The organism is Caballeronia glathei, assembly GCF_000698595.1.
Taxonomy (GTDB): domain Bacteria; phylum Pseudomonadota; class Gammaproteobacteria; order Burkholderiales; family Burkholderiaceae; genus Caballeronia; species Caballeronia glathei.
Genome location: NZ_JFHC01000037.1, coordinates 26,292 through 52,113 on the forward strand (window position 1 = coordinate 26,292; position 25,822 = coordinate 52,113).

Below are 25,822 nucleotides of genomic sequence, written 5' to 3' on the forward strand. Positions count from 1 at the left end.
CCAGCAGCACTGGACGTTCGAAATGTCGCGATAACACGGCATTGCCGGAGCAATCGCATCGGCTACATGAAATTTCCCGGTTGTTGTTGACACAAATGTCAAGCATATCCACACTACCTGCAACGACCTACGATGGACGACATTCAAATGACGAAATCCGGAACTCATCGCTTCCTGCGGCAGGACAGGCTGGTGTGGGGCGATCCCGCCGATGTGGCAGTTTCGAGAGAGCTGGCGCTGCTCGGCAAGCAAAGGGCCTTTGTGATCTGCAACGCGTCGCTGATGGCCACGGGCCTGGTCTCCAGGATCGTTTCCCGTCTCGGGCCGCAATGCGTCGGCATCTATGACAAATGCGTCGCGCACTCGCCCCGCAAGGATGTGCTGGCGGCAAGCAGGGCGGCCAGAATGGCCGGTGCCGATATCATCGTTGCAATCGGCGGCGGCTCGGTCATCGACACATCGAAAGTGGTTCTGGCGTGTCTTTGGTTGAACCTCGAAACCGAGCAGGACATGGACAACCTGCGCGATGGGAATTTCAGTGACCGGCTTCTTGCAGTAGGGGATCCCATCCGGATGGTCGCGGTGCCCACTACGTTGTCCGGGGCTGAATTTTCGACGATCGCCGGCATCACGAACGCGCAGCGGGGTACGAAGGAGGTACTCCAGCATCCGGACTACGTGCCGTCCATCGTCGTTATCGATCCTGCAGCAACGCGATTCACGCCGCCAGAGCTTTTCAGCTCAAGCGGAATTCGTGCCGTCGACCACTGTGTGGAAGCGATCTGTTCCACCGCTCGAACGCCGTATGCGGATGCCGTCACAGGCAAGGCGCTCGAAATGTTGTCGCGCCATCTCGTGGCGGCCACAACGGACAGCGCCAATTTCGACAGCCGTCTCGAATGTCAGATGGCTGCGTGGCTGGCCACGTCGGGATTGGCCTCAGGCGTTCCCATCGGCTTGAGTCACGTCATCGGGCGCGTGCTCGGCGGGGCTCATCACGTTCCTCATGGCGTGACCTCCTGCGTCATGCTGGCACCCGTTCTTCGATGGAACGAATCCGCCGACGATGGACGCCAGGCGATTGTCGCGAAGTTGCTCGGGGCCGATCCCGGACAATCGGCGGCGGATGCCGTTGCATCCCTGATCGCGCGGCTGGAGTTGCCGGCTCGCCTGCGCGATGTCGGGGTCGAGCGCCGGGACTTTGCGGGTATCGCCGAAAAGGCGTTGCACATGACGTCGCTGCCGGGCTGCAACGGTAACCCGCGCACGGCGAACAGTCTTCGGGATATCGAGCAGATACTTGAACTCGCGTACTGATCGAAGCGGAGAACGGAGAGGCCCTCGATCCTGATCGACCTTGTCCGGCACCTTCGTTCGTTTGCACGGGAAACACGCTGACCAAGGGAAAGCGTCGCATCGCGCTCGGCACGCAGAAAAGCCGAATCCCCTGCAGTCATGCGACACGCGTGTTTCGAATTACGAGCGCAACGGCTGGCAATTTGCCGGAGTCGAATCCAGCTGCATTGGCGAGACGCCAGTTGTCGACCGCCGGTATGTCATCCGTGCGTAGAGCGCCCCACCCTTCTCACGGTCAGGCATGACCGGCGGTGTCCGGGCGAACCCTGGCGATCGTCCGCTCAAGCCTCCCTGCGCACGACAGCACACGACAAGACAACATCATCGGCTCACATCATGCCGCCCGTGGTGGCGCCTGTGCCGCCGCCACCGGATGTAGGCGTGGAAGTCGTGGAGAGCGGATGAGTGAGCCCCGCCGCTGACAGCATCGAGACGGCGGCCGGATCGGGCATGCCGTTGGCGTCGATGGCGCCTGCTTTCGCCAGCGCGGTGAGATCGCTATCGACGCCTGCCTGCCCGACGACAAACGGTGTCGTCAGAAACAGCGGCGCCGTCAGCGTGACCGCGTAACCCTGCTGCAGATTCGCGACGACCGCCGATTGCGCAGCCAGCACATCGTTCTGGTTGGCCAGCACCTGCTGGAAGCGCAGGTTGCCAGGAAAACCCGCGATCAGGCCGCTCACGGTCGTCCCGAGTTGCGAAGCGAGGTAGACGAGCATCAGCTCGGTCTCGGGCGTCGTATTGAAGGTGCCGCTGGCAAATGCCAGCGAATGCAGAGTCGTGCCGCCGGAGGTCACGGTGAGGATGCAGGGAAGCGTGGCGTTGAGCGTGACGCTGTAGTGTCCACCGCCGTCTGACAGGGCGGAGCCCGAACCCTGCGCGCAACTTACGCTGACCGCCGCGCTCGCGAGCGCATTGCCGGTGGCGGCCGTGCCGGATATGGCGACGTTTGGCGCCGCGTTGGCAGCGCTACAGCCATCGAATCCGATGCAGGCGTTTCCACCGCACGCGACGAGCGTTGCGAGCGACGCCAGGCAAAGTGTAGCCAACGCCGTACGAACGACGCGCGCATCATTGAGGTTCATGGCCGTCTGCCGTTGATGGATGAAGACAAGGCGACCCGTGCCACGCCAGGTGACTGTCGCTGTGTTTTATTTTAGGCCCGATACCCCGAAGCCGCTTGTCGCGCCAACCACATGCGTCGCGCTCCGTTATGTTCGACATTACGAATGTCGAACATAACGGAGGACTTTCGATTGATGCACCCGGACAGTGCGAAGCGGCAATAACGCGATTGCCTGCGCGTTCAAAATCGCCGCAACGCTTCAAGCGAGCCCGGTAACGCCAGCCTGAAAAAAGATACTGGAAACCGCTCCCGTTTTTTCCTAGAGTGCCTTTTGCTCAGGTAATCTTCCCGATCCCCTGCTGTTTTAAATAAGCAAGGGATTGAACAGCGGATATTGGAGAGAAACACGAGCTTTGCTCCGACAACGCAGTGCCCGGTCAGAGGCATAGGGCGTGACCAGACGGAGGTATTGGTCGCCATGATCCGTTTCACGCGGAGTAATTTCCCTTTGCAACGGGAAATTACCTCTCTGGAATGACGGTAATTCTGTTCGGCCGAACGTATTGCAGCGCGAATGCGATTGAGTCACAAAATATTGCCAGTTGCAGCCGGCATTTCATCTGGCTGACGTGAACGCTGCTTAATGAATAGCGTAATACCGGTCGATATGCATGCCGGCCGGATGGCTCTCTATTAATCAAGATTTTGAGTTCGCGGCGCGTCTTATCCCTGTGCGCGACAGAGCGACGGACATCGTTGCCGTTCGCGCATGCCACGACAATCAACCGTCAGGAGCGGAACTCGATTCGATGTGTTTTCTGGTCTGGCGCCACCGGACTTCTTCCAGAGGTTGCGTTGAAGCCGGAGATTGTCGTGCCGGTCGGACAAAGGAAGGGGAGGCTCGATGGGCGTCCTTGCAACGGACCCTGCAAAACCGGACGACACCGGATGCGCCATGACTGCTCCCGGCCGGCGCTGCTTCCTGCGCCTGCTGCTCGCGCAGCCCGAGGTCGCGCCGGGCGACTGGCTTCCTTCCGCTGCCCCGACGCTCGACTGGGTGTATCGACAGGCCTGCGTAATCATCCAGCAGCATTTGTGCGACTGCTCGCTGACGGTCAACTTCGTCGTGTCGGCGGTACGCTGCTCGAGACCTACCGTCTACCGCGCCTTCGCCCAGCGCCACCAGACCGTGGCCGGCGTGATCCGCTCGATGCGCCTGCAGCTGGTCTGCACACTGCTCGCCTCGCCCCCGTTCAACGTGCCGATCGAGACGCTCGCATACCGCTGCGGCTTCGAGGACGTGAGGACGTTCAATCGCAGCTTCCGGCGCGAGTTCGGCACGACCGCGGGTGAGTTTCGCGCCCGTATGCTGGGCGTATGGATGAAACGCGGCGTGCCGGATTGAAGCGTCGCATCAGATATGAGCCAGCACCCAGCCTTCGGCGAACGGATAGGTGCGCTCTTTCGTGGGGATGACCACCTTGCCGTAGGCGATGACGGATTCGACGCCCACGGTTTTCGTCGACTTGTCCCGGTAGGAGATGTTGCCGCGCGGTGCATAGACCTTGGGGTCGAGCCCGTGCTGCCGAAGTTGACGCAGCAGATCCACGGCGAACGGCTCGGGGCTGCTGTTGTCCTGGGTCTGGTGACCGACATCGCACGCCGCCACCCAGACCTCCCGCGTTCCCGCGTCCTTGATGCCAAGCGAAACCAGCATGCCCGCGACGTCGCTGCCGTCATAACCATTGAAGGTCCGCGACGATCCATGGGCGTTGAGCACCAGAATCTGCGCGTTGTCGCCGTAGTCCTTCAGCCGCTTCGAACTTCCGTCCTTGATCTCGTTGACGAGGAGCTGGATCGGCACGGGCGCGAAGCCCGCGTTGCCCGGTGCGAACTCGCTCCATTGCTTCCACGCGTAGAAGTGCTCGCGCAGAGCCTTGAGACGGGCCGCACGGGATGCGTTCTCGTCGATATCCTGATTCTTGCCCTTGGGCTTACCGAAAAACATCAGCATGATGATCCTCCGTTGGCTAAGCGGTGAAGCGCCGTTCAGGCCGCCTCGGTTTCAACGACGTTGAGCAGTGTCAGGATGGTGTTGAGGCAGACCTGGGCCGACGTGGTGACCGCGAGGCTCGCCAGGTTTTCCTGGCTGCTCAGGTATCCCTTCAGGAATTCAAGCTTGTTCGCCACGCCCTGGATGCCGGCGGCCAGCTGTTTCAGGATGTCCGAGAGGCCAACGCAGATGTCGTAGCTGCGGATGTGGCCGGACGCTTCGCGCTGCGCATCGCCTATCTGGCGCAGCGTGTCTTCCAGAGCCGCCTCGGTGGACTTGCCGTGCTGGATGGCGGACACCAGTTCATCGATGGCTTTTGCCGGCAGAAAAAGCCAGGTCCAGACCGAACGGTCTTTCAGTTCGCGCGCCTTGGCATCGAGTTCCAGACGGCGCTGCTCCAGAACCTTCAGGCGCGCGCGGGCATCCATCGCCACCGCGCTGAGCCGGGCCGCATCCTCGCCCATGATCGCCCGCCGGCTGGCGACCTTGCCGCTGGCCTCGCGGATGTCACCCATGAGGGCCTCGACTTCGCCGCTCATGCCGCTCGCGTATGCACTCAGTTGCTGCGTCATGTCGGGACCGCCCACCGTCGCGAGCAGCAGGGCCCTGGCCGTGCTTTCCTTGGCGGCGCTCACGTGCCGCTGGATGCGCGCCTGCATCTCCAGCAGGCCGGCGGCGCCGGCAGGCAGCTGGGCGATGTGCTGCTTGGCGTCCCTGATTGCATCGGACGAGTCGGGCAAGGTGCCGGCCTCGACGACGATTTCGTCGAGCCGCTGTTTCATGCTCTGCCACATTCTGGTTTCCTCCGCTTGGGGTAGGTCGGATCGGGGTTCAGGCTGCGCGCCGTGCTGCTTCTTCCTGCTTCTGGGCTTCCTGCACGACCATGTCGCCCACGCGCTGCCCGGTGTCCTGACGCCGCTGCGGCGCAGTCATCTGACCTTTGATGATGTCCACGTCGCGCAGGATGGGAGCCACCGATTTCTCGGCCGCGGCGAGGAAGATCTGACGCAGCATCGCGTTGTCCGACTTGCCCTTGTCGAGATTGCCGTACAGGGATTCGAGGTGATCGCCCATGAAGCCCCAGGCATTGGCCATGGACTGGGCGCTTTCCTGGGCCTGTCCGGCGCTGCCTGCGAGGTTGCCGAAGCCGTTCATCATGCCGTTGACCAGCGTGACTTCGGCGCTCAGCTTGGCCTGCCGGGTCAGCAGGTCGCTCTTCATGTTGAGCAGCCCTCCCAGTGCGATGGATGAGCCCGCGGCCGCCGCCGCGCCGACGCCGATCACGGCGCCACCCGCCACACACAGCGCCACCGCCGCGCCGCCTGTCACCAGTGAGGTGAATGCGCCCACCACGAACATGATGCCGCCGGCTATCACGGCCAGCCCGCCCAGGGCGATGCCCACGGCGACGCCGGCGATCTTTCCGTCGATCGATGACAACTGCCCGTTGATTTCGGCCAGCACCCCCTTGTCGCCTTGCAACAGGCCATTCAGCTCGGTAGCGAGACCGCTGAAGGCGGCCTGGTCGTTCGCCAGACCGGTGCGCAGCGATTCCAGTGACGTGCGAATGGACACCGAATGGTTCTTGAACTCGGCCACGCGCTCCTGCAGCAGGCGGATGGACGTCTTGGCGTCTTCACGGGACTGAAGGCTCGCCAGCGCATCGCCCACCGCGCGTTGCAGAAGGAAATACTCTTCGATGCTCGTGATCGTCGTGATGATCTTGGGCTGGATGGTGTCCAGGTAGGTCCTCGCATGGGTCTTGGCCGTGTCGAGCGCCTTGTTCGCGCGGACCTTGCAATCCTGCAGCTTCTCGAACCCCTCGAAACTGACCGCTTGCTGCGCTTCCACGCTCAGGCAATGCGCCTGCAGAATCAGGCCGGCGGCGGATTGCGCCTTGACCTTCTCCCGCTGCACGTCGATGCTGGCTTCCAGCGACTCGGGTACGGCTGCCGTGTTGGTCATGAGTTCTCTCCTGGTTGATCGATCGGAACGACGTTCTCGACGCGGCCGAGCTGCGGGATGGCCGCTGCGCCTCCGGTGAAGGAATCCTTGATCCAGTTGATACGCCGGCCCAGTTGTTCCCAGCTGGCATCGAAACCCGGTGCGCCTGGCGTGCCGAGCTCATCGCAAGCCTTGACGAGCGTCCGCCAGGCCTCGGCCACGCCGGCTGTTGTCGCGCGCAGCTGGGTCACGGCGTTCAGGTAGTCGAGTCCCTGCTGCTTGATCAGGACGGCAACGCCGAGCGTGGCGCGCAGCGTGCAGAGTTCGCAGTAGAGCGTCTGCAGCCGCGCAGCGTGGCGGTTGAGGTCGCTGCCGGCGGCCAGCACGGCGGACGTCTCGTCCGAGATCTCGCCGATCGTCTCACCCGGGAAGGGCTCGTCGGGCTTCTTGAGCGTGTGCCTGTTCGGCTTGCCCGGCTTCTCCGTCTTGTCGCCGTCGCCCTCGCCTTCGGGCTTTTCCTTTTCCTTCGGTTTCTCGCTGTCGTCGCCGCCCGCGCCGAAGAGGGAAAATATCCAGGTCACGATCTTCTTGACCTGAACGCCGATCTTGCGCCCCGACTTGACGGTTTGCTCCACGGCATCGGTCATGTTCTTGCTGACGGCCGCGATGTCCGTTTCGAGGACCGCGAACTGGCCGCGCTCTTCGTCGAGCAACTGCTTGACGTGCTCGTCGATGACCCGGGCCATTGCACCGACCGACGGCCGCACCGCCTGGAGTTCCCGGTCGACCAGCCGGCCTGTTTCGGTGGCGCTCGCGAGGGCTTCCTCGAAGGCGCTCAGCAGCGCGCCCCGGACTTCCTGGACGGTGTCCCGATCGAGTCCGCTGCTGAATTCCTTGCGCACCGACAATACGATCGCCGTGCAATTCTCGAGCGTGGTAACCACGCGAATCGTCTCGGGAATCAGGCGGTCGAGGTAGTGGGTCACGTGCTGGCGGAGATCGGCCTGGCTGGCCTGAAGCTCTGTCGACAACACCGTATCGGCCACGAACCGGCTGAGGTCGGTTTGCCGCTGCACGACCAGCGACCGCACCTGACCCACGTACGCAGCACCAGCCAGATCCTCGACAGCGATGATCAGGGGCAGTGCGCTGATACCGGTGTTGCTGGGAATATTGGAAATATTCACCGTGGTTTCTCCGGTTGATTGAGGACGGGCTCATTCTTTGCGCTTCCCCTACGCTCGCGTAGGTCCTGGTATCTCAATTACGGACAATTCGTCTCATCAAAACGCAGCGCCGCATCGCGCGCCGGAGTATTCGCAGAAAAATCAATGATGTGGAGCGTTCGGCGCCGCTTGATATGGCGCCTCGGTTCGGCAGAAGCGAGATCCGGGTGGGGTGACGAGCCGGTTGATGGTCGGCTCAAGTGAGCGTCCGTTCAGGCCGATGACGTACGTCGGCCAGTGCCGTCATTCAGCGAAGGGAACGTTGGGAGGGAGGTTCGGCCGGCGCGCCGCGATCGGCGCAGACGGGCGCAGACGGGCGCAGAGGGACGCCGCCCGAGCCTGGCGGTGTCCAGGGTCTTGCCGAACAGCGCGCCGCCCTTCCCGCAGCAAGGCGTTCGCGGGAATCATGTGCATTCACCGGCGTGACGCCCGCACATGCGAGCGGCCGGAAAAGACGTCGCGTTACGACTCGCCGGCGTTCTCGGGCGGCACGAGCGCAACGACGTTCACGATGCCCTGCCGTGCCATCTTCGTGTAGGGGCAAAAGCGTTCGGTATTGCGCACGAGTTCCTCGGCAGCGGCACGCTCGACACCGGGCAAACGGATGCGGGTGTGCGCCGTCAGGATGAACAGGCCATCGACCGCGTCGCGGCAGAAATCGACCGTGACGTGGACGGAAGCGCCGGGAATCGGAATGCGCGCCCGTGCCGCAAGCAGGCTCAGCGCGCCGTGAAAGCAGGCCGCGTAGCCCGCCGCGAACAGTTGCTCCGGATTGGTGCCGCCGCCTGGCCCGCCCAGTTCCTTCGGCAATCGCAAGTCGACTGCGAGCTGGCCGTCATCGGAACGTGCGATGCCCGACGCGCGTCCATGACCCGTGCCGCCGCCCGTCACCGTGACAGTGGTCGAATAGAGCGGCAGCGTGTCCTGCCCATGGTACTTGTCGAGCAGCGTCAGCGGCGGTGGACGCAATGTGGTCATGGCGGGCCTTGTCCGTGATCGCCCCTTATTTCGCGGCTTGTGTCCGGCCGAACCACGCTTCGAAGTTCACGGCGCCGACACGCGGGTTGGCGCCCGGGACGAGCGTGTCGTCCTGCAACTGCGCACCGAAGTAGCGGGCGGTGGCATCTGCCACGACCTTGCGGGAATCGTGCGTCGCCGCGAGAAAACGCTGCGCCATGTCGGCGAGCCGCACGCGTTCCGGACCCGCGATCTCCACGATGCCGTTGCGCGGCTCGCCAACTGCGAAGTCCGCGACGGCGGCGGCCACATCGTCCGACGCAATCGGCTGGAAGAATGCGGGCGACAGCCGGATGGTCTCGCCGTCGCTGCCCGATTGCACGATGCCGCCGAGAAACTCGAAGAACTGGGTCGAATGGATGATCGTGTACGGCACACCCGACTCGCGGATCAGCTTTTCCTGAGCGATCTTGCCGCGGAAATAGCCGCTTTCTGCAAGCCGGTCGGTACCGACGACGGACAGCGCGACGTGATGCTGCACGCCTGCTGCGATCTCCGCCGCAAACACATTGCGCCCCGATGTCTCGAAGAACTCGAGCACAGCGGCATCTTCGAACGACGGCGAGTTGGCGAGATCGACCACGACGTTCGCTCCGGCCAGTGCTTCGTTCAGGCCTTCGCCCGTCATCGTGTTGACGCCCGACGAGGGCGACGCCGCGAAGACGGCATGCCCGCGCGCGCGCAGGTCCTTGACGACTTTGCTACCGATGAGTCCCGTGCCACCGATCACCACAATCTTCATGATCGCTCTCCATGAGCTTGCGCAGCTGTCTAGCCACTGCCAATCGATCGAAACCGGCTTGCATCTCAGCGCATGCGACGGCCGGTGCCTTGCCGGAGCAGCCGCGAATCGCGTGCCGTCCGTACACGAAGCATCGTAGGCTTGCACCGCGTCATGCGGTAGAGCCGCCGAGAGACCCACGGTGTTGCATCAGGAACACCAGTCGGGGCGTCGTCACTCCACCTCCGATAACGCCGTCATCGTCGTCATGGTCGTCGCCAGGCCCTGCACGTCGAGTTTTCTCGTGTGCTCGGTCATGTAGTCGATAAACACGCGGATCCGGGCGGGGAGATGCTTGCGGCAGAGATAGCAGAGGTAGTGGCCGCCATCGTCGGGCGCGTGCTGCGCGAGGCAACTGACGAGTCGCCCCTCCCCGAGCAGGTCGCAAACCTGATACGCCGGCAACTGCGCGATGCCCAGCCCGTCGAGCACCGCCTGCAGGATCAGATCCGCGTCGTTGAACGTGTGCAGCGCGACAGGCTGGCGCCGCTGCGCAAGGCCGTCCACCTTGAAGTGCCACTCCCTGACGCGGCCCGACGACGCCCGGAAATTGATGCAGCGATGATCCGCCAGCTCGTCGACATGGCGCGGCAAGCCGTGAATCCGCGCATAGGCCGGCGACGCGCAGACGATCATCTGCATCGGAATCAGCTGCCGCGCCACGATCCCGCTGTCTTCCATGCGTCCATCGCGAAACGATACGTCGATGCGATCAGCCGTGAAGTCGCAGGGGCGGTCGTTCAGCAGCAATTCCAGCGCGATCCCGGGGTATTGCGCGTGAAAGCCTCGCAGCAGCGGCGCGACGATCTTGCGTCCGAACGCGGGCGTCGAGCCGATGCGCAGATGGCCGCTGGGCGGCCCGCTGCGCAGCTCGCGCATGTCCTCCAGCGCCTGGGCGATGCGCTCTATGCCCGGCTGGCACTTCTCGTAGAAGAGTTCGCCTTCGCGCGTGAGCGACGTGTTGCGCGTCGTGCGCTGGAAGAGCCGCACGTTGAGCTGAGCCTCGAGTTTCTGCACGTTGCGGCTGACCGAGGAACGACCGATGCCGAGGCGATCGCTCGCACGGGAAAAGCTGCCTTCGGTGGCAACGGCCAGAAAGGAAACGACGCCGGCATAACTGGTCGCAAAACTGCTTGCGAACGGGTCGTCGGCGCCGGCGGCGGGTGGGCGTGCTGGGTAATCTGACATGTAGGCGCGAGTCGTGGAGTCCATGCACGACTAGACGTATGTACGCTGCCGTTTGTGACATCGTCCTCCGTTTTTCCGGCGGTTGTATCGACGCGGGTGGTCGGGCTTATTACTCCGGCACGAGAACCGGCGCGCCCTTGTCCTTGAGCAGCAGCACGATGAACTTTGCCGGCTTGGTCTGGCTCGCGTTGCGTCCGACCGTATGAACGTCGTCCGGGCCTTCATAGAAGGTCTGTCCGGGCGTCAGCGTGACTTGCTTGCCTCCCTTGACCTGCATCACGATCGATCCTTCGAGTACATAGACGTACGCGTGCGCGTGATGCCGGTGGACGGGATCGACGCTCCCCGGCGGATACACGACGGAGATCATCAAGGCTTCCTTGCCCGGATAGTCGTCGAGCGGCTTCGTCATCAACGGCGTGACGATTGCGGCCGGCGCCTCGGCGTGGGCCGCGTTCATCGACGCGCCCATGACAGCGACCATGGCCAGTGCGGCATGTTTGAAGCGGAGCATGGCAGTGTGTTCCCAAATGACCCGGCCCGCGCGCGAGCCGAAGCTGAAGTAAGTAGCGGAACCCGTGCGTTCAGGCAAGATTCGCCTTGTCGAGACCGAATGCCTTGTCGGACGAGCCCGGCACGGTCCTGAACGCGACGTTCGCGCGGTTCCAGGCATTGATGGCCATCACTTCGAACGTGAGGTCCGACAGTTCCTTTTCAGAGAACTGGGTGCGTACGCGCTCGTAGATATCGTCGGGCACGCCGTGTTCGGGAAGCTTCGTCAGCACTTCCGCCCAGGCAAGCGCGGCGCGTTCACGCGGCGCGAAGAGCGTCGACTCGCGCCACGTCGCGAGATCATGGATGCGCAGTTCCCGCTCGCCGTGGATGCGTGCTTCCTTCACGTGCATGTCGAGGCAAAATCCACAACCATTGATCTGCGACGCCCGGATCGACACGAGGTCACGCACGGATTCTTCGATTGCGCTGTCTTCCAGCAGATTGCTGAATTCCAGGAACTTCTTGAACAGCTGCGGTGATTGCTGAATATAGTTGATACGCTGGGTCATGACTTTTCCTGCGATGGCGAGCGGCCACCCGGGCTTTGCGGGCACGGCTGGCGGCAATGGGCCGCACGAAGGCATCGTAGGTGCGCGCGGCGTGTCGCGGTAGGCGCATGCATGGGCTCACGGTGTTGCCCGCGCGGCACCAATCGAGGGCATGAACTGCGCGTGCGCCCCGGGGCGATCAGCGTCCCGCTCGCGGTTCGTTCGCGCTCAGGCGAGAGGATTGGCGAACAAGTCAGATGTCATATGAGATAACGGCATTAATCACCCATGTAGAGATTGTTTCACGTGAAGTGCTGCAAGCAGGATTCAGGTTTGATGGCCATTGTTGTCTGACAATGCTCCAGATCAACGTGCACGTTTGATCCTGAATGAAATCAATGCTGAACCTGCTTTCCATCAACTATCACGACGACGAGGGTATACCCGTTTTACCCCGACTCCCGTTGACAACCACGTGCAATTCGCCCAGAGTTGTCGTACATCTTGTCGCTTGATCAGTAGAGAACACTTGCAACAAGTTATAGGACATCGCATATTTGTTGCGGTACCGCGTACGCCACGACGCGACCGGCCGCCGCATCACGGAGACAGGCTTCACAACAAAAGAGGAACACAAGCATGCGTGAAAATCGAATTCGCTCGATCTGGAAGGCGGGCGGTGCAGTCGTCAACGGCTGGCTCGCCATTCCGAGCACGTTTTCGGCCGAGACCATGGCCCATCAGGGTTGGGATTCACTGACGGTCGACCTTCAGCACGGCGTGGTCGACTATCAGAAAGCGGTGGACATGTTCACCGCGATCTCGACCACCCGCACGGTGCCGATGGCGCGAGTGCCCTGGAACGAGCCGGGCATCCTGATGAAGGTGCTCGATGCCGGCGCCTACGCGGTGATCTGCCCGATGGTCAATTGCCGCAAGGACGCGGAGCGGCTCGTCGCGGCCACGCACTATCCGCCGCTCGGCACGCGCAGCTTCGGGCCGGTGCGGGCGCTGCTGTATGGCGGCGCCGATTATCCGACGCAGGCCAACGACACCGTCGTCGTCTTCGCGATGATCGAAACGCGCGAGGCACTCGACAACCTCGAAGAGATCGTCTCGGTGCCGGGGCTCGACGCCATCTATATCGGCCCGTCCGATCTGTCGCTCGCGCTCGGCTGCAAGCCGACCTTCGACGACGTCGATCCGCCGGTGGCCGAGGCGATCGAGCACATCCTCGCTCGCGCGAAGGCGCACGGCGTGGTCGCGGGCATACACAACGGCACGCCGGAGAAGGCGCTGGAACGGATTGCGATGGGCTTCCAGTTCGTGACCATCAGTTCCGACGCCCGGCTGATGGCCGCCGGCGCGCAGCAGATCATGGCGAAGATGAACGCGGCGCCGAAGAAAGAGACGGACGCCTCGGGATATTGATTCGGGCGAGACCGCAGCGAAGCGTGGCCCGACGGGCGCGCTTCGCGATCGATCCGTCAGCGCGCCAAACGCGCGGCACGCCAGGACGAACGGGAAAAACAGAACGGCCACGACAGCGCCGGCGCACCTTCCGTGCGCCGCACACGTTTCAGGTTCAGGTCACCGGCGCCGGATTGAACAGCACGAGCGCATTGTGCAGCTTGAGCGTCTCCGCGCAGGTCTTCTTGCGGCCGCTCGCGATTTCCAGCATCAGACGGAACAACTCCCAGCCTACGTCCTCGATACTCGCCTTGCCCGTCGCGATCGTGCCTGCGTCGACGTCCATCAGGTCGTGCCAGCGGCGCGCGAGATCCGAGCGCGTCGCGACCTTGATGACCGGCACTTCCGCGAGGCTGTACGGCGTGCCGCGGCCGGTCGTGAACACGTGCAGGTTGATGCCCGCCGCCACCTGCAGCGTGCCGCAGATGAAATCGCTCGCCGGCGTCGCCGCGTAGATGAGCCCCTTCTGCTTCACCTTCTCGCCCGGCGAGAGCACGCCCGAGATCGCCGAATTGCCGGACTTGATGATCGAGCCCATCGCCTTTTCGACGATGTTCGACAAGCCGCCCTTCTTGTTGCCGGGCGTCGTGTTCGCGCTGCGGTCGGCGCCGCCGCGCTTCAGGTAATCGTCGTACCACTGCATCTCGCGGATGATCGCCTGCGCGACTTCCGGGTTCGCCGCGCGGCTCGTCAGCTGGTCCACGCCGTCGCGCACTTCGGTGACTTCCGAGAACATCACGGTCGCGCCCGCGCGAACCAGCAGGTCCGTTGCGAATCCGACCGCGGGGTTGGCCGTGAGCCCGGAGAACGCGTCGCTGCCGCCGCACTGCACGCCGATCACGAGGTCGGACGCGGGACACGTCTCGCGCCGCCGGTTGTTGAGCCGTTCGAGATGATGTCCAGCCATCTTCATGATGGACTCGATCATCGACTGGAAGCCGATGTGCGCCTCATCCTGGAGCACCACCACGTCACCGTTGATGTCGCCCGTCTCGCCGACGTCGGCCACGTCGTTCGCGGCCGCAATCGGGATGGTTCCCGGCGGCATCAGGCGCTCTGGCTGAAGCTTCTCGCAGCCGAGGCTCACCATCATGACCTCGCCGCCGAAGTTCGGATTCAGGCTGATGTTGCGCACCGTGCGGATCGGCACCATCGCGTCGGGCGCGTCGATCGCGACGCCGCAGCCGTAGGTGTGGCCGAGACTCACGACGTCGTCGACATTCGGGTAGCGCGGCAGCAGCTCGGACTTGATGCGCGTGACCGCATGCTGCACGACGTCGGCGACGCACTGCACGGTCGTCGTGATCGCAAGGATGTTGCGCGTGCCGGCCGTGCCGTCCGGATTGCGATAGCCCTCGAACGTGAAGCCCTCGAGCGGCGGCATCTCGGGCGCCCTGACTGTCGCGATCGGCAGCCCGTCGAGACCGGGCGGGCTCGGCATGCGGATCACGTGCTCGTTGATCCAGCTGCCCTTCGGAAGCGCCTTCAGCGCATATCCGATCACCACGTTGTAGCGCAGGACCTCGTCGCCTTCGGCCAGATCGGCGAGCGCGACCTTGTGGCCCTGCGGCACGCGCTCGCGCAGCACGAGGCCGTCGGCGAACACGGCGCCTTCGGGCAGCCCGCCGTCATTGACGACGATGGCGACGTTGTCGTTGGGATGAACGCGTATGTAAAGCGGTGACTGTTCCATTTCAACCGGTTCCTGAAATTGCGAAAGCGATGCCGTACCGCAATCATATGTCATCCTACAACGTAGTGCGCGCCACATCGTCGTCGGGGTTTTCCCTCGAATGGCCTGCTAGACCGCCATTTCGCGTTGAATCGACGCAAATCGTGTTGTACGATGACGTATCTTATCAGACGTCGTCGTACCACTTGTTGCACGGATAACCACACCCATGACCACACCTCAAGAACTCAAGCAAATCGTCTCCGAAGGCCTGCTGTCCTTTCCCGTCACCGACTTCGACGAACAAGGCAACTTCCGCGCCGACACCTATGCGACGCGTCTCGAATGGCTCGCCCCGTATGGCGCGACCGCCCTCTTTGCAGCCGGCGGCACCGGCGAGTTCTTCTCGCTCACGAAGAGCGACTATTCGAACGTGATCCGCACGGCAACCGAAACCTGCAAGGGCAAGGTGCCGATTCTCGCCGGCGCCGGCGGCCCGACGCGCGTGGCGATCGAGTACGCGCAGGAGGCGCAGCGGCTCGGCGCGAACGGCGTCCTGCTCATGCCGCATTATCTGACCGAAGCGAGCCAGGAAGGCATCGCCGCGCACGTGGAGCAGGTCTGCAACGCGGTGAAGGGCATCGGCGTGATCGTCTACAACCGCGCCAACTCGAAGCTCAACGCCGACATGCTGGAGCGCCTCGCCGACCGTTGCCCGAACCTCATCGGCTTCAAGGACGGCGTGGGCGAGATCGAAAACATGGTGACGATCCGCCGCCGGCTCGGCGATCGCTTCTCCTACCTCGGCGGCCTGCCGACGGCCGAGGTGTACGCCGCCGCCTACAAGGCGCTCGGCGTGCCGGTGTACTCGTCGGCGGTATTCAACTTCATTCCGAAGACCGCGATGGAGTTCTACCGCGCGATCGCAGCGGACGACCACGCGACCACCGGCCGCCTGATCGACGAGTTTTTCCTGCCCTACCTCGCGATCCGCAACCGCCGCGCGGGCTACGCGGTGAGCATCGTGAAGGCGGGCGCGAAGCTCGTGGGCCGCGGCGCCGGGCCTGTGCGCGCGCCGCTCACCGACCTGACCGACGACGAGCTGACCCAGCTCGACGCGCTCATCAGGAAGCTGGGCGCGCAATAAGCGGCCTCTCCCATTGAGCCGGGAACCGGCGTGGCCCATGCGCCGCGCCGCAGACAAGACACGACGAGACGACATCAGGTGAATCCGCCATGGAAGTGAGCCATCTTGCGAGCGCCGCCGGCGTCGCGAAGCGCAGCAATGTCCGTTACGCGATCCTGGCGATGATCTTCATCATCACCACGTTCAATTACGCGGACCGTGCAACCCTCTCCGTGACCGGCTCCGCGATGCGCGCCGAGTTCGGCTTCGACGCGATCAGGATGGGCTACATCTTTTCAGCGTTCAGCTGGGCCTACGTGCTGTCGCAGTTGCCTGCCGGATGGCTGCTCGATCGGTTCGGCGCGCGGCGGGTCTATGCGGCGAGCATCTTCCTGTGGTCGCTTTTCACGCTGCTGCAAAGCGCGATCGGCCTCGCCGGGAGCGCGGCGGGCGCGGTGGTTGCGCTCTTCGCGCTGCGCTTTGCGATGGGCGCCGCCGAATCGCCTGCGTTTCCGGCCAACGCCAAGGTCGTGGCGAGCTGGTTTCCGACCGCGGAGCGCGGCACGGCGTCGGCGATATTCAACTCCGCCCAGTATTTCGCGGCTGTCGTGTTCACGCCGCTGATGGCATGGGTCACGCACGCGTTCGGCTGGCATCACGTCTACATCATGATGGGCCTGACCGGCCTGCTGCTCGCGCTGACGTGGCTCAAGGCCATGAAGAATCCCGCCGACCATCCGCGCGTGAACCGGGCCGAGCTCGAGCACATCGAGCAGGGCGGCGGCGTGGTGAATGCGCCGAAGCGCGCCGCGCCGGGCGAGCTGCGGCGCGTCGGCAGCTGGTCGCATGTGCGCCAGCTGCTTACGAACCGCATGCTGCTCGGCGTCTATCTCGCGCAGTACTGCATCAACGTGCTGACGTACTTCTTCCTGACCTGGTTTCCGATCTATCTCGTCCAGGCGCGCGGCATGACGATCCTGCAGGCGGGGCTCGTCGCGTCGCTGCCGGCGATCTGCGGCTTCACGGGCGGCGTGCTCGGCGGCGTGGCGTCGGATGCGCTGATCCGGCGCGGCCACTCGCTCACGGTCGCCCGCAAGGTGCCGATCGTGGGCGGCATGCTACTGTCCGTGTGCATCATCGGCTGCAACTATGTCTCGACCGACTGGATCGTCGTCGCCCTGATGTCGCTCGCCTTCTTCGGCAAGGGGATCGGCGCGCTCGGCTGGGCGGTCGTCGCCGACACGTCGCCGAAGGAAGCGATCGGCCTCTCCGGCTCGATCTTCAACATGTTCGGCAACGTGGCCGGCATCGTGACGCCCATCGTGATCGGCTACCTCGTCGCGCAGAGCGGCTCGTTCAACGGCGCGCTCGTGTTCGTCGGCGTCAATGCGCTGCTCACCGTCTTCAGCTATCTGGTGATCGTGAAGGACATCAGGCGCGTCGAGCTTCGGCCGTCGGCCGAGGACGCGCGCCGGGGCGTCTGACGACTTATGTCCCGCCGCGCCGACGCCCTGCGCGGGACACAGGCCGCACAAAGGCCTCTCGACCAGTCGTCAGACAACGATATAATGACTTGGATACCCCAACGCATGTCACCCGATCCAAGGAGCGCTTCGATGGCTGCACACGTCACATCCGCCGGCGAGCCACGGCGTTCGCGTAATCTGGCCGAATCGGTCGTCAGTTACGTGAAGCAGCAGATCGCGTCAGAGGCCCTCAAGCCCGGCGACAAGCTCCCCACCGAATCGGAACTCATGGTCGGCCTGGGCGTGAGCCGCACCGTGGTTCGCGAAGGCATTTCGCGCCTGCAGGCGAGCGAAGTGATCGAGACGCGGCACGGTATCGGGAGCTTCGTGCTCGAACCGCGCCGCGAGCGGCTCGGCATCGACATGGTCCCCGCCACCACGCTGCGCGACGTGCTCTCCGTGCTCGAACTGCGCATCAGCCTCGAAACCGAGAGCGCGGGCCTCGCGGCGCAGCGCGCCCAGCCCGAGGATCTGGCGCGCATGCGCGCGGCGCTCAACGCGATCGAGCAGACGAGCCGCATGGGCGGCGACAGCGTCGCGGCCGACCTGCAGTTCCATATCTCGGTCGCGCGCGCGACCGGCAACCGCTATTTCGTCGATATCCTGTCGCAGATGGGCAGCGCGCTGATCCCGCGCAACCGGATCGATTCGGCGGGCATCGCGCATGCCGACCCGAAGGCGTACGTCGCGCTCGTCAATCTGGAGCACGAGAGCATTCTCGACGCAATCAGCCGCCACGACTCCGACGGCGCCCGCGCCGCGATGCGCATGCATCTGTCGAACAGCCGCGAGCGGCTGCGCCGCGCGAACGAGACCACAGAAGCGAATTCGTAACACCTGAAGCAAGGGATGTCGCAGGACGGATGTTGTCGACCGGGTCCGCCGCCGGGCGCCAGTGGCTCACAGCGAACCCACATCAACTGGAGAAACAGATGGAAAAGGCAGGCTTCATCGGACTCGGGATCATGGGCAAGCCCATGGCCGCGAACCTACTCAAGAACAGCGTGCCGCTCGCGGCCTTCACGCGCAGCGGCGTGCCCGACGAACTCACGCAGGCTGGCGCGATCGCGTGCGACAGCCCCGCCGCGGTCGCCGCTCAGGCCGACGTGCTGTTCATCATGGTGCCGGATACGCCCGATGTCGAACGCGTGCTTTTCGGCGAGAACGGCGTGGCGGACGGATTGCGCAAAGGCCAGATCGTGGTCGACATGAGCTCGATTTCGCCGATGGCCACGCGCGATTTCGCCGCCCGCGTGCGCGAACGCGGCGCGGATTATCTGGATGCGCCCGTGTCGGGCGGCGAAGTCGGCGCGAAGGCCGGCTCGCTCACGATCATGGTCGGCGGCGCGCAAGCCACGTTCGATCGCGTGAAGCCGCTCTTCGACCTGATGGGCAAGAACGTCTCGCTGATCGGCGAGGTCGGAGCGGGACAGGTCTGCAAGGTCGCGAACCAGGTGATCGTCGCGGCGACGATCGAGGCGGTCGGGGAAGCGCTCTTGCTGGCGTCGAAGGCAGGCGTGGACGCGGAGAAGGTACGCAAGGCTCTGATGGGCGGCTTCGCGTCGTCGCGGATTCTGGAAGTGCACGGCGAGCGCATGACGAAACGCACGTTCGATCCGGGCTTTCGCATCGAGCTGCATCAGAAGGACCTGAATCTCGCGCTTTCGACGGCGCAGGCGCTCGGCGTCTCGCTGCCCGCCACCTCGACTTGCCAGGCGCTCTTCAACGCGTGCGCCGCGCATGGCGGCAAAGCCTGGGATCACTCGGCGATGGTCCGCGCGCTCGAGTATCTGGCGAACCACGAGATCGGGCAAAAGGCGCAATAAGGCTCACAGCGCGACAACGCGCCGGCCCGCGGGCCCGCGCACTTTTCTCTCCGGACCGTTCGGGCGGGCCGCACCGATCGATCCAGACTCTTGTCGCCGCGGCGCGGATGCGCCGAGTTGCATCCGCCGCCGGCGTTCCCTGCCCTCACTGCTGGCCGATCGCTGCCGCTGGCACCGGCCGGAAGGCCAGCCAGTACGTCAGGAAGCGGCCCGCGAAAATCCCCGCGACGATCCCCGACACGAGACCATCCAGCAGTACATACGTCGAAACGGCATCGGCGCTGGTCGCGGTCGCGGTCGCGGTCGCGAGTTCGACGCCGAGCCAGAACTTCGATGCGAACGTCAGCAGGATCAGGATGAGCGGGGCGGCCGATCCGGGCAGCGTGACGGTCCTTTGCTCGCGATCGATCGTCATTGCGCTCGAGCGCGCCAGCGCCACGCCGATGGCAAGTCCGCCCGCCGCGCCCGCGATCCACGCGCACGCGGCGCCCCAGCCGGCCGCAGGCTCGTGAGACAGGTGGACGATGCCCCAGGCGGCGAACACGGCAGGCACGATCGCCAGCTTGGCGAGCGGCGCCGTGCCGCCGTTGAGCGCCTTCAGGCCACGCGACACGAGGAAGGCCAGCAGCGCCCACACCCAGACCGGCGTACCACTCACGATTTCATTGACGGACATGACGTTCTCCTTGATGCGGACGGTCGCCGCAGTGGATGAAGGTTTGGAAAGCAGGTGCATCGAGGCCTGGCTGCTTTCGGTTCGTGTATCTTTACGATGGAAAGATTTTGACTTCACACGGGATCTGCGTCAAGATATCTTTCCATTGTAAAAATTAATTGAAACGAGGCCCCGATTCCTATGGAGAACCAGCGTCCGGCGCGCAAACGAGCCCGGCCGGCGGCCGCCTCCGCCCCGCCCGGCACGGCGAAGAGCCATCCCTATCACCACGGTTCGCTGCCCGACGCGCTTCTGGCGGCGGCCGAAACCGTCCTGCGGCATGACGGCTTGCGGGGCCTCACCTTGCGGGCGATCGCCCGCGAGGCGGGCGTCTCCCACACGGCGCCGCAGCATCATTTCGGCGATACGGCCGGCGTCTTGAGCGAACTTGCTGCAAGCGGCCACCGCCGGCTCACCGCGGCGATGGCGGAACATGCCGCGCGAGCCGCGCCGGGCGCGCCGCGCCAGAAGGCGATTGCGCACGGCTATGTCGATTTCGCGGCGACGAACCCCGACCTCTTTCGCCTGATGTCGCGCAACGAATTGCTCGATCAGGACCGCCCTTCGCTCATCGCCGCGCGGCGTCTGTCGGCGAGCGGACTGGCCGGCGTCTTCGAAACGCAATCGCGCGAACCAGGCGAAGCGCAGGGCCGCAAGGGGGGGTTCGGTGCGCTGAGCGCGTCGCAGGCAATCGCGATGACTTCCGCATGGAGCTACGTTCACGGCCTGGCGTCGCTCCTGATCGACAACCGGCTCAGTTCGCTCGCCGCATCGACCGGCACGTTCGCGGACGCGCGCGCGCTCGTCGATGCGGTGATCGAGGATCTGTAGCAGCCGGTATCGCGGGAGCTCTGTCGGATCAGGCGCCGGGCGGCTGCGGGATCGATTTGCGCGCCGTTTCCAGCGCGTCGGTGAGCGACGCGAGGTCGTACGGCTTGCGCAGCGTGATGGCGTGGGTGATGCGGTCCGCGCCCTTGTCGAACGGGTCGGCGTTGCCGGTCGCGAAGATCACGGGCAGCCTCGGCAGGCGTTGCCGCGCCTCTACCGCGAGGTGGTGGCCGTGCATGTCCGGCAAGCCCAGATCGGCCATCAGCACGTCGACCGCGGACGTGCGCAGCAGCGCGAGCGCGTCGTGTCCGTTCGCGGCCTGCACGACCGTGTGCCCAAGCTCCCCGAGCAACTCGGCGGTGGCGAGCCGGATCAGGCTTTCGTCCTCGACCAGCAGGATCGTCATCGGATGCTTCGGCGCATCGGGGTCCGCCGTCGCGCGTTCGACAGCCGCTTCGCTTCGCTTCGCGGCATCGGCTTGCGAACGGCTTTTCATCACGTGACGGATCTTGCGCGCCAGCGCCTCGCGCGTGTAGGGCTTGCTCAGCAGCTCGATGCCCGGGTCGAGCCGGCCCGCGTGGACGATCGCGTTGTCGGTGTATCCCGAGGTGAAGAGCACGGCGACGTCGGGCAGCCGCTCGCGGGTCTTTCTGGCGAGTTCAGGGCTTGCGAGCGGCCCCGGCATGACGACGTCGGTAAAGAGCAGATCGATCGGCGCGCCGCTTTCGACGATCGCAAGCGCGCTTTGCGCATCCTTCGCCTTGAGAATTCCGTAGCCCAGATCGGAGAGCAGTTCGACGACCGTGTTGCGCACGTCCTCGTCGTCCTCCACGACGAGGATCGTCTCCGTGCCGCCGATGACCGGCCCCGCGTCGGTTTCCGTCGCAAGGTCCTCGGCCTGATGCGCGCGCGGCAGATAAATGCGCACGGTCGTGCCGAGCCCCGGCTCGCTGTAGATCCTGATGTGCCCGTTCGATTGCTTGACGAAGCCGTAGACCATGCTGAGGCCGAGGCCCGTTCCCTGCCCCTCCGGCTTGGTCGTGAAGAACGGCTCGAAGACGTGCTCCAGGATCTCGGGCGCGATGCCCGCGCCGGTATCGGTGACGGCCAGCATCACGTACTGGCCCGGCTCGGCGCCGACGTGCCCGGCGGCGTAGTCGTCGGTCAGCGCGGCGTTGCCGGCCTCGATCGTCAGTTTGCCGTGGCCGTTCATCGCATCGCGCGCGTTGATCGCGAGATTCAGGATCGCATTCTCGACCTGCGACGTATCGACGAGCGTATTCCACAGCCCGGCGGAGGTGACCGTTTCGACCTCGATCCCCTCGCCGAGCGCCCGGCGCAGCATGTCGTCCATGCCGCGCACGAAACGGCCGAGATTGACGATTTTCGGCGCGAGCGGCTGGCGGCGTCCGAACGACAGCAACTGCGACGCAAGCTTCGATCCGCGCGCCACGCCTGCGAGCGCATTGCGCAGGTGCTGCCCGGCGCGCTCGTTGCCGCCGACGTCCCTCATCAGCAGCTGAAGATTTCCCGCAACGACCTGCAAGAGGTTGTTGAAGTCGTGCGCGATGCCGCCCGTCAGCTTGCCGACCGCCTCCATCTTCTGGGACTGGCGCAGCGCATGCTCCATCTTCTCGCGCTCCTCGGCTTCCGCGAGCAGCTTCCGGTTGGCGGTTGCGAGGCTCGCGGTGCGCTCGGCGACCATGCGTTCCAGCGACTGGTTGAGCCGCGCATGCAGTTCCTCGCTTTCGCGCAGCGCGGCTTCGGTCTGCGTGCGCTCGGCGATCTCCTTTTGCGCGGCCTGATAGAGCCGCGCATTGTCGATCGCGATGGCGGCCTGCGCGGCAATCCCGACCAGCAGGCGCTCTGCCCGGTCGGTGAAGATGCCCGGCTCGGGATGCCCGAAGAAAAGCCCGCCCAGCACCTCGCCCGAGCGCGACACGACAGGCGCCGCCAGATAGCTGCGCACGGGCAGGTGCCCTTTCGGCATGCCGTGGTGCGGCTCGTTGCGGCCGTATCGCGGGTCCTTGAGAATGTCGTCCGAACGCACGATGCCCTCGCCGTTGAACGTCGGCGCGAAGACAGCCGTGTTCCTCGGCATGGGGAAGCGCGAGAACGCGTCTCTCGGCACGCCCGACAGCGTGTAGAGCATGTAGCTTTCGCCGTCTTCGTCGAGCACGTTGTAGAAGAACGAGCCGAACGCGGCGCCGGTCAGCTCCGTCGCGGCGTCGGTGACGACCTGCACGGCCCGGTCGAGATCGAGCTCGGCGGCCACCGCAGTGCCGACCTTGTTGAGCAGTTCCAGAATCTGCGCCTCTTCGTGCAGCACGAGAGCGGTCTTCGAGCGCGAGCGCGAGATTTCGATATTGGCCGCGACCCGCGCCAGCAATTCACGCGCGCTGAACGGCTTGACGAGATAGTCGTCGGCACCCATCTCCAGCCCTTCGACCTTCGCGTCCTCGCCCGCACGCGCCGACAGGACCACCACCGGCACGTCGCGCAGCGAAGGATCGGCGCGCAGCTTGCGCAGCAGACCGAAGCCGTCGAGCCCGGGCATCATGACATCGGTGAGGATCAGATCGGGATGCACGCGCCGCGCATCGGCGAGCGCCACATCGCCGTCGGCTGCTGCGGAGACCTCGTACCCGGGCTCGAGCAGGCGCATCAGGTATTCGCGCATGTCCGCGTTGTCGTCGGCGAGCAGCACGCGCGGGCGATCCGTCACGCGCGCGTTCGCAGGCGCGGGCGGCATCTCCCTCCCGGCATCCGGGCCGCCCGCCGCGACGCCGTCCGGCAGCCAGCGCAGCGCCTCGCTCACGAAGGCGTCGGCGCGCGTCGCGGTCGATACCTGCGTGCTGCCGGCCTCGGTGCGTCCGTACGGCAGATGCGTGTGGCCGAACGGCACCCGGACGACGAATGTCGTGCCTTTGTCCATCACGCTCTCGACCGACACGGTGCCTCCGTGCAGCGCGATCAGCTCCCTGACGAGCGCGAGCCCGATGCCCGTGCCTTCGTGCGTGCGTCCGCGCGCGCCCTCGACGCGATGAAAGCGCTCGAAAATCCGCGGCACTTCGGGCGCGGGAATGCCGGAGCCCGTATCGGCGACGCGCAGCACCGCATGCCCGCCCTCCGCCGACAGCGCGACGCCGACCCTGCCCTCGAGCGTGAACTTGAATGCGTTCGAGACCAGATTGAGGACGATCTTCTCCCACATCTCGTGATCGACGAAGACCCGCTCCGGCAGGGGCGGCGTGTCGATCGTGAGCGCGAGGCCCGCCTTCTCGCATGCCGAGCGGAAGCTGCTGGCGAGATCGCGCGTGAGTGCGGCGAGATCGGTCGGCTGGTAGACCGCCCGTATCCTGCCCGCCTCCACGCGGGAGAAATCGAGCAGCGCATTGACGAGCTTGTGCAGACGCAGGCCGTTGCGCTGGATCATGGCGATGCGCTCGCGCTGGCGTGCGCCGAGCGGTTCGACGACGTCGGCCAGCGCGTCCTCGAGCGGACCGAGCATGAGCGTGAGGGGCGTGCGGAACTCGTGGCTGACGTTGGCGAAGAACTGCGTCTTCAGCACGTCGAGTCGTGCCAGTTCCTCGCGCTGGCGGGCAATCTCGCGCTCCTGCGCCTTCTTCTCGGTGATGTCGCGGCCTTCAGCCGTGATGTACACGACGTTGCCGTGCTCGTCCCTGACCGGGCAGAGCGACGCGTCGATGACGATCGTTTCGCTGCCGCCGGCGCGCCCGTAGATTTCGGTATCCCAGCGCACGAACTCGCCCCGGGCGGCGCGCTCGATCGCCGCTCTCAGCGTCGCGCGGATCTCCTCGGAGACCTGCCACCAGAACGTGGTCCAGAACGGTTTGCCCTCGACTTCGGAAAGCGTGATGCCCACGGCGTCGAGCGCGACGCGATTGATTTCGAGCACCGTGCCGTGCGCGTCCAGCAGGCCGACGAACTGGACCATCGAATCGAGCGTGATGCGCGCGAGCACCTGCCGATGCCGTTCGCGCGAATCGCCCGCCGTGAGCGCAGCGCCACGGACATCGACCAGGTTGGCGGACGTGGGCGGTTCGGTCGTCATGTGAGACTCTTTTGATGGATCTCCGGTGGGCACCGCTATCGACGTGAACCGCGAGGCAAGAACCGGCGCGCGGCCTTGCGCCGTCGCCTGAGCCGGATCGCTCAAAATCCTAACACAGCATGAAAGACAGGCGCGCCGGGACGCGGCGAACCGGCAGCGGCCGGCCCGTGTGGGCCGCAAGCGCGTGATGCGCTAGGCGAGCGCAAGCACGAAGTCGAAGTGCGCGGCCTTGATGCCGCCGCGCTCGTCGACGGTCATCAGGAGGCGGCGGTTGAACAGGAAATCGCGCGCGTTGCGCGCCTCGCCGGGGAAGTACAGCTGCGTGGTGAGGAGCGGGCCGCCGCTCGCCCGAACCGTCACATGAAAGTGCCGCGTGCGGCCCGGATACGCGCCGGGAACGACGGTTTCGAGGCGGTAGCGTCCCGCGCTGTCGGCGAACTGGCGGCCGCGCAGACGGAATCCGTCGACGTCGTATTCGCCGGTGTCATCGGCCTGCCAGAAATCGAGGAGCGCGCCGGGCACGGCGGTGCAGCGCGTCGACAGCACGCGGCCGGTCAGCACGATCTTCGTGCCATGGATTCCCTGTTCGATGAGCGACGCGCGCTCCGGCGAGCGCGGCAGGAAAAACGGGCCGGCGGTCTGCCGGGGCGTCGGGCCGTGATCGCCGGGGCACGCGGGCGTGGGCGGGAGCGTGTCGGCGCGGACCCTGTCGGCCGTTGCGAGTGCGAGCAGCAGCAACGTGGAGGGCACCGCGCCCGACTTCCGAAGAAAATTGCGCCGCGCTTCGCTTGGGTGATCTGTGCGCATCGTGGATGCTCCCGGCTTGCCGACCGATCGTCAAGGCGCGCCGCTCGCGTGGCCGGCCTGCGCGCGCGAAGCCGCGCTGCCGTGCCCACGAAGCCTGCGCCTG

At 65.1% G+C, this 25,822-nt stretch carries 22 protein-coding genes; 8 read left to right on the forward strand and 14 right to left on the reverse strand.

Going from position 1 to position 25,822, the window contains the following annotated elements:
• Positions 1-132 precede the first annotated feature (132 nt).
• A complete protein-coding gene (locus BG61_RS22095) occupies positions 133-1,317 on the forward strand; it encodes an iron-containing alcohol dehydrogenase (RefSeq protein ID WP_051672707.1) in 1,185 nt (394 codons plus the stop codon).
• A 368-nt stretch (positions 1,318-1,685) separates the two neighbouring features.
• Here the strand turns inward: BG61_RS22095 and BG61_RS22100 are convergent, their stop codons facing one another.
• Positions 1,686-2,441, reverse strand: a complete 756-nt coding sequence (locus tag BG61_RS22100; protein WP_051672708.1) for a hypothetical protein — start codon at positions 2,439-2,441, stop codon at positions 1,686-1,688.
• Between the two features lie 936 nt (positions 2,442-3,377).
• On the opposite strand from BG61_RS22100, the gene BG61_RS22105 reads away from it, so the two are divergent.
• Entirely contained in the window at positions 3,378-3,827 is a 450-nt protein-coding gene (locus BG61_RS22105) for a helix-turn-helix transcriptional regulator (protein ID WP_035928548.1), read from the forward strand.
• 9 nt (positions 3,828-3,836) lie between these two features.
• Here the strand turns inward: BG61_RS22105 and BG61_RS22110 are convergent, their stop codons facing one another.
• The 9 genes from BG61_RS22110 to BG61_RS22150 form a co-directional block, all read right to left on the reverse strand.
• Complete coding sequence (locus BG61_RS22110) at positions 3,837-4,436, reverse strand: hypothetical protein (protein WP_035928550.1); 600 nt, start codon at positions 4,434-4,436, stop codon at positions 3,837-3,839.
• Positions 4,437-4,471: 35 nt separating this feature from the next.
• Positions 4,472-5,269, reverse strand: coding sequence for a hypothetical protein (locus BG61_RS22115; protein ID WP_035928553.1), 798 nt, complete (start codon positions 5,267-5,269; stop codon positions 4,472-4,474).
• A 37-nt stretch (positions 5,270-5,306) separates the two neighbouring features.
• Entirely contained in the window at positions 5,307-6,440 is a 1,134-nt protein-coding gene (locus BG61_RS22120) for an HBL/NHE enterotoxin family protein (RefSeq protein WP_035928556.1), read from the reverse strand.
• Complete coding sequence (locus tag BG61_RS22125) at positions 6,437-7,606, reverse strand: hypothetical protein (protein WP_035928560.1); 1,170 nt, start codon at positions 7,604-7,606, stop codon at positions 6,437-6,439. The genes BG61_RS22120 and BG61_RS22125 overlap by 4 nt, the downstream gene beginning before the upstream one ends.
• A 501-nt stretch (positions 7,607-8,107) precedes the next feature.
• A complete protein-coding gene (locus tag BG61_RS22130) occupies positions 8,108-8,623 on the reverse strand; it encodes an Ohr family peroxiredoxin (protein WP_035928563.1) in 516 nt (171 codons plus the stop codon).
• A gap of 25 nt (positions 8,624-8,648) precedes the next feature.
• A complete protein-coding gene (locus BG61_RS22135) occupies positions 8,649-9,404 on the reverse strand; it encodes an SDR family oxidoreductase (protein ID WP_035928566.1) in 756 nt (251 codons plus the stop codon).
• A 213-nt stretch (positions 9,405-9,617) separates the two neighbouring features.
• Positions 9,618-10,631, reverse strand: a complete 1,014-nt coding sequence (locus BG61_RS22140) for a LysR family transcriptional regulator (protein ID WP_035928569.1) — start codon at positions 10,629-10,631, stop codon at positions 9,618-9,620.
• 109 nt (positions 10,632-10,740) lie between these two features.
• A complete protein-coding gene (locus BG61_RS22145) occupies positions 10,741-11,145 on the reverse strand; it encodes a cupin domain-containing protein (RefSeq protein ID WP_035928572.1) in 405 nt (134 codons plus the stop codon).
• A 70-nt stretch (positions 11,146-11,215) separates the two neighbouring features.
• Positions 11,216-11,695 (reverse strand): carboxymuconolactone decarboxylase family protein, encoded by a 480-nt coding sequence (locus tag BG61_RS22150; RefSeq protein ID WP_035928575.1) that lies wholly within the window; start codon positions 11,693-11,695, stop codon positions 11,216-11,218.
• Between the two features lie 618 nt (positions 11,696-12,313).
• Here BG61_RS22150 and BG61_RS22155 point away from each other — a divergent pair.
• Entirely contained in the window at positions 12,314-13,105 is a 792-nt protein-coding gene (locus BG61_RS22155; RefSeq protein WP_035928580.1) for an HpcH/HpaI aldolase family protein, read from the forward strand.
• 154 nt (positions 13,106-13,259) lie between these two features.
• Here BG61_RS22155 and garD read toward each other — a convergent pair whose 3' ends face one another.
• Positions 13,260-14,837 carry a galactarate dehydratase gene (garD, locus tag BG61_RS22160; protein ID WP_035928582.1) on the reverse strand — a complete coding sequence of 526 codons (1,578 nt, stop codon included), beginning with the start codon at positions 14,835-14,837 and terminating at the stop codon, positions 13,260-13,262.
• A 208-nt stretch (positions 14,838-15,045) separates the two neighbouring features.
• On the opposite strand from garD, the gene kdgD reads away from it, so the two are divergent.
• The 4 genes from kdgD (at position 15,046) to BG61_RS22180 (ending at position 19,294) form a co-directional block, all read left to right on the forward strand.
• A complete protein-coding gene (gene kdgD / locus BG61_RS22165) occupies positions 15,046-15,963 on the forward strand; it encodes a 5-dehydro-4-deoxyglucarate dehydratase (RefSeq protein ID WP_035928584.1) in 918 nt (305 codons plus the stop codon).
• Positions 15,964-16,052: 89 nt separating this feature from the next.
• Entirely contained in the window at positions 16,053-17,426 is a 1,374-nt protein-coding gene (locus BG61_RS22170) for an MFS transporter (protein ID WP_035928589.1), read from the forward strand.
• A 132-nt stretch (positions 17,427-17,558) separates the two neighbouring features.
• Positions 17,559-18,302, forward strand: coding sequence for a FadR/GntR family transcriptional regulator (locus tag BG61_RS22175; RefSeq protein WP_035928592.1), 744 nt, complete (start codon positions 17,559-17,561; stop codon positions 18,300-18,302).
• A gap of 29 nt (positions 18,303-18,331) precedes the next feature.
• Positions 18,332-19,294 (forward strand): 2-hydroxy-3-oxopropionate reductase, encoded by a 963-nt coding sequence (locus tag BG61_RS22180; RefSeq protein WP_325099856.1) that lies wholly within the window; start codon positions 18,332-18,334, stop codon positions 19,292-19,294.
• A gap of 145 nt (positions 19,295-19,439) precedes the next feature.
• Here BG61_RS22180 and BG61_RS22185 read toward each other — a convergent pair whose 3' ends face one another.
• The gene (locus tag BG61_RS22185) at positions 19,440-19,970 is read right to left on the reverse strand and encodes a DUF6622 family protein (protein ID WP_035928892.1); all 531 of its coding nucleotides are present in this window, start codon (positions 19,968-19,970) and stop codon (positions 19,440-19,442) included.
• A 180-nt stretch (positions 19,971-20,150) separates the two neighbouring features.
• On the opposite strand from BG61_RS22185, the gene BG61_RS22190 reads away from it, so the two are divergent.
• On the forward strand, positions 20,151-20,840 hold the full coding sequence (locus BG61_RS22190) for a TetR/AcrR family transcriptional regulator (RefSeq protein ID WP_035928599.1): 690 nt from the start codon (positions 20,151-20,153) through the stop codon (positions 20,838-20,840).
• Positions 20,841-20,868: 28 nt separating this feature from the next.
• On the opposite strand, the gene BG61_RS39345 is transcribed toward BG61_RS22190, so the two are convergent.
• Both BG61_RS39345 and BG61_RS22200 read right to left on the reverse strand, forming a co-directional pair.
• The gene (locus tag BG61_RS39345) at positions 20,869-24,912 is read right to left on the reverse strand and encodes a response regulator (RefSeq protein ID WP_051672709.1); all 4,044 of its coding nucleotides are present in this window, start codon (positions 24,910-24,912) and stop codon (positions 20,869-20,871) included.
• A gap of 192 nt (positions 24,913-25,104) precedes the next feature.
• Positions 25,105-25,719 (reverse strand): dioxygenase family protein, encoded by a 615-nt coding sequence (locus BG61_RS22200; protein ID WP_035928601.1) that lies wholly within the window; start codon positions 25,717-25,719, stop codon positions 25,105-25,107.
• Positions 25,720-25,822 lie beyond the last annotated feature (103 nt).

Coding starts and splice junctions, on each gene's coding strand:
- BG61_RS22095 (WP_051672707.1), top strand. CDS start 133: ATGGACGACATTCAAATGACGAAATCCGGAACTCATCGCTTCCTGCGG.
- BG61_RS22100 (WP_051672708.1), bottom strand. CDS start 2,441: ATGAACCTCAATGATGCGCGCGTCGTTCGTACGGCGTTGGCTACACTT.
- BG61_RS22105 (WP_035928548.1), top strand. CDS start 3,378: ATGACTGCTCCCGGCCGGCGCTGCTTCCTGCGCCTGCTGCTCGCGCAG.
- BG61_RS22110 (WP_035928550.1), bottom strand. CDS start 4,436: ATGCTGATGTTTTTCGGTAAGCCCAAGGGCAAGAATCAGGATATCGAC.
- BG61_RS22115 (WP_035928553.1), bottom strand. CDS start 5,269: ATGTGGCAGAGCATGAAACAGCGGCTCGACGAAATCGTCGTCGAGGCC.
- BG61_RS22120 (WP_035928556.1), bottom strand. CDS start 6,440: ATGACCAACACGGCAGCCGTACCCGAGTCGCTGGAAGCCAGCATCGAC.
- BG61_RS22130 (WP_035928563.1), bottom strand. CDS start 8,623: ATGACCACATTGCGTCCACCGCCGCTGACGCTGCTCGACAAGTACCAT.
- BG61_RS22135 (WP_035928566.1), bottom strand. CDS start 9,404: ATGAAGATTGTGGTGATCGGTGGCACGGGACTCATCGGTAGCAAAGTC.
- BG61_RS22140 (WP_035928569.1), bottom strand. CDS start 10,631: ATGTCAGATTACCCAGCACGCCCACCCGCCGCCGGCGCCGACGACCCG.
- BG61_RS22145 (WP_035928572.1), bottom strand. CDS start 11,145: ATGCTCCGCTTCAAACATGCCGCACTGGCCATGGTCGCTGTCATGGGC.
- BG61_RS22150 (WP_035928575.1), bottom strand. CDS start 11,695: ATGACCCAGCGTATCAACTATATTCAGCAATCACCGCAGCTGTTCAAG.
- BG61_RS22155 (WP_035928580.1), top strand. CDS start 12,314: ATGCGTGAAAATCGAATTCGCTCGATCTGGAAGGCGGGCGGTGCAGTC.
- garD (WP_035928582.1), bottom strand. CDS start 14,837: ATGGAACAGTCACCGCTTTACATACGCGTTCATCCCAACGACAACGTC.
- kdgD (WP_035928584.1), top strand. CDS start 15,046: ATGACCACACCTCAAGAACTCAAGCAAATCGTCTCCGAAGGCCTGCTG.
- BG61_RS22170 (WP_035928589.1), top strand. CDS start 16,053: ATGGAAGTGAGCCATCTTGCGAGCGCCGCCGGCGTCGCGAAGCGCAGC.
- BG61_RS22175 (WP_035928592.1), top strand. CDS start 17,559: ATGGCTGCACACGTCACATCCGCCGGCGAGCCACGGCGTTCGCGTAAT.
- BG61_RS22180 (WP_325099856.1), top strand. CDS start 18,332: ATGTTGTCGACCGGGTCCGCCGCCGGGCGCCAGTGGCTCACAGCGAAC.
- BG61_RS22185 (WP_035928892.1), bottom strand. CDS start 19,970: ATGTCCGTCAATGAAATCGTGAGTGGTACGCCGGTCTGGGTGTGGGCG.
- BG61_RS22190 (WP_035928599.1), top strand. CDS start 20,151: ATGGAGAACCAGCGTCCGGCGCGCAAACGAGCCCGGCCGGCGGCCGCC.
- BG61_RS39345 (WP_051672709.1), bottom strand. CDS start 24,912: ATGACGACCGAACCGCCCACGTCCGCCAACCTGGTCGATGTCCGTGGC.
- BG61_RS22200 (WP_035928601.1), bottom strand. CDS start 25,719: ATGCGCACAGATCACCCAAGCGAAGCGCGGCGCAATTTTCTTCGGAAG.